10 protein-coding genes and 2 pseudogenes are annotated in these 9,708 nt (G+C 62.8%); 11 read left to right on the top strand and 1 reads right to left on the bottom strand.

The annotated features are described in order from the left end of the window. From NDJ10_RS15075 to NDJ10_RS15025, 11 genes and pseudogenes are all read left to right on the top strand, one after another. Positions 1 to 659 (top strand): annotated as a pseudogene (locus NDJ10_RS15075) (MmgE/PrpD family protein); the annotation flags it as partial. After that, positions 656 to 1,492, top strand: coding sequence for a CoA ester lyase (locus NDJ10_RS15070; protein ID WP_296163795.1), 837 nt, complete (start codon positions 656 to 658; stop codon positions 1,490 to 1,492). The pseudogene NDJ10_RS15075 and the gene NDJ10_RS15070, both read left to right, overlap by 4 nt. 37 nt (positions 1,493 to 1,529) lie before the next feature. Beyond that, positions 1,530 to 2,318 (top strand): citryl-CoA lyase, encoded by a 789-nt coding sequence (locus NDJ10_RS15065; protein ID WP_296163793.1) that lies wholly within the window; start codon positions 1,530 to 1,532, stop codon positions 2,316 to 2,318. Between the two features lie 135 nt (positions 2,319 to 2,453). Then, positions 2,454 to 2,834: an aspartate 1-decarboxylase gene (gene panD / locus NDJ10_RS15060; RefSeq protein WP_296163791.1), complete on the top strand. Its 381-nt coding sequence runs from the start codon at positions 2,454 to 2,456 to the stop codon at positions 2,832 to 2,834. Then, positions 2,834 to 4,186 carry an adenosylmethionine--8-amino-7-oxononanoate transaminase gene (gene bioA, locus NDJ10_RS15055; RefSeq protein WP_296163789.1) on the top strand — a complete coding sequence of 451 codons (1,353 nt, stop codon included), beginning with the start codon at positions 2,834 to 2,836 and terminating at the stop codon, positions 4,184 to 4,186. The genes panD and bioA overlap by 1 nt, the downstream gene beginning before the upstream one ends. Before the next feature lie 7 nt (positions 4,187 to 4,193). Then, positions 4,194 to 5,375: an 8-amino-7-oxononanoate synthase gene (gene bioF / locus NDJ10_RS15050; RefSeq protein WP_296163787.1), complete on the top strand. Its 1,182-nt coding sequence runs from the start codon at positions 4,194 to 4,196 to the stop codon at positions 5,373 to 5,375. Next, positions 5,372 to 6,097, top strand: coding sequence for a dethiobiotin synthase (gene bioD / locus NDJ10_RS15045; RefSeq protein WP_296163785.1), 726 nt, complete (start codon positions 5,372 to 5,374; stop codon positions 6,095 to 6,097). Before bioF ends, bioD begins: the two co-directional genes overlap by 4 nt. 13 nt (positions 6,098 to 6,110) lie before the next feature. Continuing rightward, positions 6,111 to 7,127: a biotin synthase BioB gene (gene bioB / locus NDJ10_RS15040; protein ID WP_296163782.1), complete on the top strand. Its 1,017-nt coding sequence runs from the start codon at positions 6,111 to 6,113 to the stop codon at positions 7,125 to 7,127. Between the two features lie 61 nt (positions 7,128 to 7,188). Continuing rightward, positions 7,189 to 7,410, top strand: a pseudogene (locus NDJ10_RS15035) (3-methyl-2-oxobutanoate hydroxymethyltransferase); the annotation flags it as partial. 96 nt (positions 7,411 to 7,506) lie between these two features. Next, the gene (gene panC / locus NDJ10_RS15030; protein ID WP_296163780.1) at positions 7,507 to 8,358 is read left to right on the top strand and encodes a pantoate--beta-alanine ligase; all 852 of its coding nucleotides are present in this window, start codon (positions 7,507 to 7,509) and stop codon (positions 8,356 to 8,358) included. Between the two features lie 89 nt (positions 8,359 to 8,447). After that, on the top strand, positions 8,448 to 8,969 hold the full coding sequence (locus NDJ10_RS15025; RefSeq protein WP_296163777.1) for a DUF2889 domain-containing protein: 522 nt from the start codon (positions 8,448 to 8,450) through the stop codon (positions 8,967 to 8,969). A gap of 445 nt (positions 8,970 to 9,414) precedes the next feature. On the opposite strand, the gene NDJ10_RS15020 is transcribed toward NDJ10_RS15025, so the two are convergent. Then, positions 9,415 to 9,708: hypothetical protein (locus NDJ10_RS15020; protein WP_296163798.1), on the bottom strand; the 294-nt coding region annotated here is incomplete at its 5' end.

The raw sequence follows: 9,708 nt of genomic DNA, 5'->3' as shown, positions 1-9,708 counted from the left end.
GCGCGCAGGGCATGGCCGCGGGCATGTCGAGCGACGCCGATCCGGCGCGCCTGACCGACCGCCTGGGCCAGCGCTGGGCCACGGCGGAAACCTCGTTCAAATACCACGCCTCGTGCCGCCACACCCACCCCAGCGCCGATGCGCTGCTGGCGCTGATGCAGGCGCACGGCGTGAAAGCCGACGACATCGAAAGCGTCACCACCCATGTGCATCAGGGCGCCATCGACGTGCTGGGCCGCGTCACCGTGCCCGCCACCGTGCACCAGGCCAAGTTCTCGATGGGCACGGTGTTGGCGCTGGCCGCCGAATACGGCTTTGCCGGGCTGAACGAATTCGAGCAGCATTACCTAGCCCCGCGCGTGGCCGCCTTGCGCGACCGGGTTACGATGCAGTTCGACGCCGAGGTCGATCAGGCCTACCCGCAGCGCTGGATCGGCAAGGTGACGGTCACCACGCGCGATGGCCGACGTTTAAGCGCGCGTGTTGACGAGCCCAAGGGCGACCCCGGCAACACCCTGACCCGTGCCGAGCTCGAAGACAAGGCGCAGCGCCTGGCGGCCTACGGCAAGGGGGCGACGCCTGCCGAGATGGAGGCGCTGATCGCACGCGTCTGGGCGGTCGCACAGGCACCGCGCATCGAACGCTGGCTGGGGGTATGAGCATGGCAACCAGCCCCCGTAGCCTGCCGCGCGCCTATCTTTTTGTGCCCGCCGACCGGCCTGAGCGTTTTGCCAAGGCGCGCGCCAGCGGTGCCGACGCGGTGATCGTCGACCTGGAAGACGCGGTTGCCCCGGAGGCAAAGGCGCGCGCACGCGACGCGTTGGCGCGAGCGCTTGATGAGTCGGCGCCGCTGGTGGTGCGCATCAATGCTGCAGGCACGCCCTGGTTTGAAGACGATCTCAAGTTGTGTCGCCATCCTGGCGTGGTGGCCATCATGCTGCCCAAGGCCGAGGGCATCGATGCCGTCTGCACCGTGGTCGAGGCCACCTACAAGGACGTGTTGCCGATCATCGAGTCGGCGCGCGGCCTTCAGGAAATCCACAGCATTGCGCGCGTGCCGGGCGTGATTCGCCTGGCTTTTGGCAGCGTCGATCTGGCGCTCGATCTGGGCATCGACTGTTCGCCCGATGGCGCGGAGACTGAGCTGCTGGCTTTCCGCTCCCAAATGGTGCTGGCCTCGCGGCTGGCCGCTCTGGCTGCGCCGGTTGATGGCGTCAGCACCGCGATCGACGACCTGCACCGCTTGCAGGCCGACACCGAGCGCGCGCGCCGGCTCGGCTTCGGCGCCAAGCTGTGCATTCACCCGAAGCAGGTGGCCGGCGTTCAGGCGGTGTTCACGCCGACCCCCGAGCGGCTTGACTGGGCGCGCCGCGTCTGCGCAGCCTTTGCAGCGGCTGGCGGTGCCGCCGTGGCCGTGGATGGCCAGATGGTGGACCTGCCGGTGGTCCAGCGTGCGCGCGCCGTGCTGCGTGACGCGGGCCTGAGCGCCTGATTTTTTTGAACCCACCCCCAACCGACTGGAATTCCTTATGACCCGCAAAACCAAACCCATACGCTCCGACATTGCCTGGAGTACCCCCGACCGCATCGAAGTGCACGGCAAGAGTCTGCCTGACGAGATTCTCGGCCATCTCAACCTGGGCGACATGGCCTACCTGCAGATCGTCGGGCGCATGCCGACACCGCAGGAATCGAACGTGTTCAACGCCATTGCGGTGACGCTGGTCGAGCACGGCATCACGCCCAGTGCGCTGGTCGCGCGACTGACCTACGCCGGTGCGCCCGAATCGCTGCAGGCCGCGGTGGCGGCCGGATTGTGCGGCCTGGGCAGCGTGTTCGTCGGCAGCACCGAAGGCACCGCCAAAATGCTGTACGAGGCCCTGCCACCCGGAACGAAAGGAGCTGACCTAGAGCGCATCGCCTGCGACACCGTGGCAGCCTTTCGTGCGCGCGGCCAGATCATTCCCGGACTCGGTCATCCGCTGCACAAGCCGGTCGATCCGCGCGCCCCGCGCCTGTTCCAGATCGCCAAGGACAACGGCTTTTCCGGCGACTACATCCGGCTCGAACAACTGATCTGCGCCGAGGCCGAGCGTGTGGCCGGCAAGATGCTGCCGGTCAACGCGACCGGCGCCATCGGCGCCATCAGTTGCGAACTCGGGCTGCCCTGGAAGATCGTGCGCGGCATCGGCGTGCTGGCGCGCGCCATCGGGCTGGTGGGGCATATCCTGGAAGAGAGCAAGAACCCGATGGCGGTCGAGATCTGGCAGCGGGTCGAAGACGAGGCCACCCAGCACATCAGACCACAAGGCGCTTGACGCGCTGCGGCTGGACAAATTCGATTTCCAGGGTGACAAGTTGCTCATTACCGGCAACTCCGACTGGGCCAGCGACCGACGCCTGTTTGATATCCTGGGGCTGATGGCCCGCTGAATTTCCTTGAAAGTGAAACCATGTACCGTACCCTCCTCAAGTCCAAGATCCACCGCGCCACAGTGACGGCATGCGAACTGCATTACGAGGGCTCCTGCGCGATCGACGAGGATCTGATGGATGCTGCTGATCTGGGCGAGAACGAGCAAATCCACATCTGGAACATCAACAACGGTGAGCGCTTTGTCACCTACGCCATCAAGGGCGAGCGGGGCTCGGGCATGATCTCGGTCAACGGTTCAGCGGCACGCCGTGCTGCAGTGGGCGACCTCATCATCATCGCGGCCTTTGCCCAAGTGCATGAAGAGCGGGTCGCTGGGCATCATCCCCAACTGGTGTTTGTGGACGAGCGCAACCGCCAAACAGCCTTGCGCCACCACGTGCCAACGCAGGCACTGTGATGTCGGCAAGCCTCTCCAGCCGCAGCACGGCCAGCGTGTGGCATCCCTGCACCCAGATGAAACGCCACGAGACCCAGCCGCCGCTGGCGCTGGTGCGCGGCAGCGGTGCCTGGCTGTATGACGAAGCGGGCAAAGGCTACCTGGATGGCTTGAGTTCCTGGTGGGTCAACCTGTTCGGTCACGCTAACCCGCGCATCAACGCCGCCGTGAAGGCCCAACTCGACACGCTGGAGCATGTGATGCTGGCCGGGTGTACCCATGCGCCCGTGGTCGAGCTTTCTGAGCGGCTGGCGGCGCTGACGGGGCACGCGCTCGGGCATTGCTTTTACGCCTCTGATGGTGCCTCCGCCGTGGAAATCGCGCTCAAGATGAGCGCCCACTACTGGCGCAACAGCGGCCAACCCCGCAAGCGTGACTTTGCCTGCCTCGCGCAGAGCTACCACGGCGAAACCCTGGGAGCCCTGGGCGTGACCGATGTGCCGCTGTTTCGTCAGGCTTATGATGGCCTGCTGCGACCGGCCCACATCGTCGCCAGCCCGGATGCGCGTGCAGCCCGTCCGGGTGAAAGCGCGCGGGACGTGGCAGCGCGCGCGGCGGAAACACTGCGGCAGTTGTTCGAGGCCAAGGCCGACACCATCGCCGCGCTGATCGTGGAACCGCTGGTGCAGTGTGCCGCTGGCATGGCCATGCACGATGCGCAGTACCTGCAGGACATCCGCCGCCTGTGCGACCAGTACCACGTGCATTTGATCGCTGATGAAATCGCCGTGGGTTGTGGCCGCACCGGCACCTTCTTCGCTTGTGAGCAGGCCGGGAATTGGGAAGGTGAGGGGGAAAGGATGTGGCCCGACTTCCTCTGCTTGTCCAAAGGCATCAGCGGCGGCTACCTGCCGCTGTCACTGGTGATGACGACGCCAAATGTCTACCAGGCTTTTTACGACGATGGCATCAACCGTGCCTTTTTGCATTCTCATTCCTACACCGGCAACCCGCTGGCCTGCCGCGCAGCCCTGGCTTGCTTGGACATTTTTGAAGAAGACGATGTGCTGAACGCCAACCGCGTGCGTGCCAGGCGGCTCAGCACCCTGCTCGCCCCTTTAGCCGCGCACCCGCAGGTGCGACATTTCCGGCAGCAGGGCATGATTTGGGCCTTTGATGTTACGGTTGAAGATCCCGCGCAGGCGGCCACCTTCTCGCGGCGCTTTCATGCCCTGGCCCTGGAAAGGGGGTTGATGTTGCGCCCCATCGGTAAAACCGTCTACCTGATGCCGCCCTATATCCTGAACGACCACGAACAGGCATTGCTTGCCGAGGGCGTGCAAAGCGCGTTGGACGAAGCGCTGCGAACCTGAAACCACCATGCATTTGATCGACACCCTGGAGGCGCGCATGGTGCAACTCGACGCCCAACATCTGCGCCGCCGCACGCGCCCTACGCAATCGCCCTGTGGCCCCCATGTCAAGCTGAACGACCATGATCGCCTGGCGTTTTGCTCGAACGACTACCTGGGGCTGGCCAACCACCCTGACGTGGTGACGGCCTTGGCTGACGGGGCCAGACTGCACGGCGCGGGCAGTGGTGCCTCTCACCTCATCAGCGGGCACAGCCAGGCGCACGAGGCGCTGGAGCACCGGCTGGCGGAGTTTGTCAGCCCCCAGTTCGAGACCTGCCGCACGCTGTTTTTTTGCACCGGCTACATGGCCAACCTGGCGGTGACGCCTGCGCTGGCAGCCACGGGCGAGCCCACGGCGATTTTTTCGGAAGTGCTCAACCACGCCTCACTGATCGACGCGGTGCGCCTGGCCCGAGGCGCGCGCGTGCATGTGTATCCGCACGGCGATTTGCAAACCCTGGAGACGAGGCTAGCGCAAGAGACAGCGACGAACAAGCTGATCGTGACCGACAGCGTGTTCTCGATGGACGGCGACATCGCACCGCTGCCGCAGTTGCTGGCCCTGGCCGAGCGCTATGGTGCTTGGCTGATCGTGGACGATGCGCACGGCTTTGGCGTGCTGGGTGCCGGTGGACGTGGCGTGCTGGAGCATTTTGGCCTGAAGTCTCCGCACATCGTCTACATGGGCACCTTGGGCAAGGCCGCCGGGGTAAGCGGGGCCTTTGTCGCGGCCTGCCCGCAAGTGATTGACTGGCTGGTGCAAAAGGCTCGCACCTACATCTTCAGCACCGCAGCGCCGCCGGCATTGGCGCACGCCCTGTGTACCAGTCTGGACGTGATTGCCGGGCTACAGGGGCACTCCCGCCGCCAGCACCTGCAAGCGCTGATTGCTCACCTCCGCGAACGCATGGCCAGCAGCCCGTGGCGCTTGTTGCCATCCGACACGCCCATACAGCCTCTGATTCTGGGCAGCAATGAGACCGCGCTGGCCGTGTCTGCCCAGCTCGAAGCGCAGGGGCTGTGGGTTCCCGCCATTCGCCCACCCACCGTGCCGCGGGGCACAGCCCGCCTGCGCATTGCGTTGTCTGCGGCGCACAGCATCGACGATGTGGACCGGCTGGCAGACCACCTGAAAGCGCTGCAATGACACTGCCACCACCCCGACCACGCAGCCTGCCCCGTGCTGATTTTTTTGTCACAGGCACGGACACAGGCGTCGGCAAAAGCCTGGTGGCCGCCGCCTTGCTGCGCCACCTGGGGCAAACCGGTAGGCGCGCCGTGGGCATGAAGCCGGTGGCCGCAGGCACAAGCTGGGTGGATGGACGCTGGTGCAACGACGATGTGGAAGCACTGAGCGCGGCCAGCAATGTGCAGGCCCCCGCCCCTTGGGTCTGTCCCTACCTGTTGCGGGACGCCATGGCACCGCACATCGCGGCAGAAAATGAAGGCATCCCCCTGCGCCTTGACCATTTGCAGGCGTGCTTTGCACAACTGCAGTCGGTATCCGACAGCGTGGTGGTCGAAGGTGCAGGTGGTTTTTCTGTGCCGATCAATGCCACCGAAACCTTGGCCGATCTTGCGCAAGTTTTGGCTGTGCCGGTCGTGCTGGTGGTCGGCATACGCCTGGGCTGCCTGAACCACGCCTTGCTGACGGCGCAGGCGATCCGGCAGGCCGGTTTGCCCCTGGTCGGCTGGGTGGCCAACCACATCGACCCAGAGATGTCGGCTCCGGTCGAGAATGTCAACGCGCTGGCCCAGCGGCTGGGCGCGCCCTGCTGGGCGCAGATTCCCTGGCAAATGCAGAGTCCTCGCATTAGTTTTGCCGATGGGTTGGAGACAATTCCATCGGTCATTGTTCCGTCTTATTGAAAGAGAGTTTTTCATGTCCTCTGTTGTCGAACAAACCGTTACCCTGCATCGCCGCGCTGTTGCCATCGCCGCGCCCCAACCGGCGCGATGGACGGTCGAAGCCGTGCAAGCCCTATTTGCACTTCCCTTTCCTGAGTTGATGCACCGTGCCCAGACGGTACACCGGGAACACTTCGACCCTACCCAGATCGAATTTGCTACGCTGCTTTCGGTCAAGACCGGGGGCTGCCCAGAAGACTGTGGCTACTGCCCTCAATCCGCCAAGTTCGACACTGGCGTCGAGGCCAGCAAGCTGATGGAGCCCCAAGCCGTGCTGCAAGCTGCGCAACTCGCCAAGGCAGCCGGTGCCACGCGTTTTTGTATGGGTGCGGCCTGGCGCGCACCGAAAGACCGCGATATTGAAAAAATGGCCGAACTGGTCAGCACCGTCAAGGCCCTGGGGCTGGAAACCTGCGCTACGCTGGGAATGCTGAATGACGGCCACGCCGAAACCTTGCGCGATGCCGGGCTGGACTACTACAACCACAACCTTGACAGCGCACCCGATTTCTATGGTGACATCATCACCACCCGTGACTATCAGGACCGGCTAGACACCTTGGAACGTGTGCGTGGTGCCGGCGTCAAAGTCTGCTGCGGCGGCATCGTAGGGATGGGCGAGACACGTCTGCAACGCGCTGGCCTGATCGCCCAGTTGGCCAACCTTGACCCCTATCCTGAATCGGTGCCAATTAACAACCTGGTGCCCGTTCCCGGCACGCCACTGGCCGACCAGCCACCGCTCGACCCTTTCGAGTTTGTGCGCACCATCGCTGTGGCGCGCCTTACCATGCCCTTGGCGCGCGTACGCTTGTCGGCAGGTCGCCAGCAGATGGGCGACGCGGTGCAGGCCCTATGCTTTTTGGCCGGTGCCAATTCCATTTTCTACGGCGACAAGTTGCTGACGACCGGCAACCCGGATACGCACGCCGATCTTGACCTGCTGCAGCGCCTGGGCCTGCGTCAAGCCACTACGGCTGCGACTGCGTGAGAACACTATGAGCGAGCAAACCACCCCACGCAAACCCCTGACCCTGCACCGCCTGCGTGAAATGCCCACCCTGGCGCAAAAAGTGACACAAACGCTCACGATACCCGTCATCGGCATCGGTGCGAGCGTGGCCTGCAGCGGCCAGGTGCTGGTGCTACACGACATGCTGGCCGTAAGTCACGGCAAACGCCCCCGCTTTGTGCGCAACTTCATGGATGGCAGCGCTTCGGTGCAATGTGCCGTGCTACGTCGAGGACGTGAAAGCCAGCCGCTTTCCCGTTGAGAACATCCATACTTGCTGAACGGATGCGAACCCAGCGTTAGGCCACGGCCAGCACCCTATTGAGCCTCATCTCCGTCCATCCTGACCCAACGATAAATGTACATCGCCCACACCATCGCGGATCTGCGCAACCACCTGGTGCGCTTTACCCGCCCCGCCTTCGTACCCACCATGGGTAACCTGCATGACGGCCATATTGCGCTGGTCAAGCAGGCCAAAACCCTGGGTGACGTCACGGTGGCCAGCATCTTCGTCAATCGCTTGCAGTTTTTGCCGCACGAAGACTTTGATACCTACCCACGCACCTGGGACGCCGATTGCGCCCAACTCGAGGCGGCGGGCTGCAACGTGCTGTTTGCACCTGACGAGAAGGTCTTGTACCCTGAACCACAAACCTACAAGGTACACCCTCCGGCAGCACTCGCTGACATCCTGGAAGGGCACTTTCGCCCTGGCTTTTTCATTGGCGTGTCGACTGTGGTGATGAAGCTCTTCAGTTGCGTGTTTGGTAGCACACCCGGTGGGGTGGCTGTGTTTGGAAAAAAGGACTACCAGCAGTTGATGATAATTCACCACATGGTGCGCCAGTTCGCGCTGCCTATCGACATCGTGGCAGGAGAGACCCAGCGCGCGCCTGACGGCTTGGCACTAAGTTCGCGCAACGGTTACCTGTCTGAGTCCGAGCGCGTCGAAGCTGTGCAGCTGTCACTGGCGCTCAAGCAACTGGTGCGGGATGCCCACGACGCGAATGCAGAGCTTGCGGCGCGGTTGCCTGAGCTTGAAGCACGGGCCATGTCCAAGCTCGCCAAACGCGGCTGGGTGCCTGACTACCTGACGGTGCGTCGACAAGCTGACCTGCAGCCGCCGCAAGCCGGAGATGCGCTGGTGGCGCTGGGTGCCGCAAGAATTGGTTCGACACGGCTTATCGACAATCTGGAAGTCGTTTGAGCGGAGCGAGATCGGCACGGTCAGATGTTATTTATTCAGCAGAGAATTCAATACCACTACTACCACCCCAAATCAGGAAACATATGCACATGCGTAGGGTTACGTTTCGCGGCTACCAGCGTGAGGACGGGCTCTGGGACATCGAGGCCGCGATAGTCGATGTTAAAACCTATGTCCTGAAAACGCCTGACCGAGGCACACTGCGACCGGGCACCCCGGTCCATGACATGACAATCAGCGAGATAGTCACGTCCATGGCCAGTACGCAGTTTTCCGAATGCCTGCAGGCCCAGGACCCGATGCAGAAAATGGTTGGTTGCACGATGAGGTCGGGCTGGCGTCACACCATCGAGAAAAACCTCGGTGGAATCAGGGGCTGTGCCCACTTGCGCGAATTGCTGTTCGACATGGCGACGGTGGCCTATCAGACCATATCCGGGATATCGCGAACATCAGAGCAAGCTGGCAGGCCTGCCAGCTCCATCCTCAGGACAGCCGCCTACCACTTGGGCAAATGGATGTCTTGGGATTTCAATGGGCCGGTGGTTAAGCGCCATGAGCCGGAGTTTTTTGGCTGGCAGCCGCTGAAGAAGGCCGCGAAACCGGCGTAGTTGGTTGGCTTGTCGCGGCCATTGTTTTTCGCTCAAAAACAGGCCCAACAGAGCGCACCCCTTCGCCGGTTGCTCGACGGCGGTTCTTGAGCCAAACCAAACTTGGGTGTTTCGAGGAAAAATTGGCCCATTCTCCAAGATCGACAAATTCCGTTGCCGCATTGAGTAGTTCCAATGCCATGCCGATGGCTGATCCCAGATGAGTGCATTTGATGCAGTGATAGTTCGAAAACCGTGAGACTGCAATACCCGTGTTGCCGATATCGGACTGCTATGGCGCCAGCGGGAGTGTGATTGCGAATGACAGAAGCCAATATCGAAACCCCCCTGTGTTTCCTGGCAATTTCGCTTGGCGGCTCGAAGCGAAGTGGTCGAGGATAGTGGGACACCAGGAGCACCAGTTCAGTATGGACAAAAACCTTAGACCAAGTAATCGAGTTTCTGATCAGTTGAACGAGATGGTGACGCAATCCGTCGGGATGCTCGTGGCGTGGCGCCAGCCCGAATGGGCCAGTGCGAACTGGTAGATCCGGTGCGCGAATGCGACGCCGGCGATGACCACGCCGAGCTCGTCGCAGACAGTGAAGTCCGGCCAAGATAATTGTCGCCAACCAAGGTTCCAACGCGCGCGTGAGACCGTTGTGGCGTTCCTGTCGCCCATAGCGGTGACAAAGCAGCCCACAACAGGCGCAAAAAAACTGCCCCGATGCCCAGACGGGCAATGGCGCGCAGCAGCCAG

Source organism: Rhodoferax sp., assembly GCF_023700745.1.
Classification (GTDB): domain Bacteria; phylum Pseudomonadota; class Gammaproteobacteria; order Burkholderiales; family Burkholderiaceae_C; genus Rhodoferax.
Note: the sequence above shows the minus strand (reverse complement) of the source record. Positions and strands in the feature narration are given on the sequence as shown.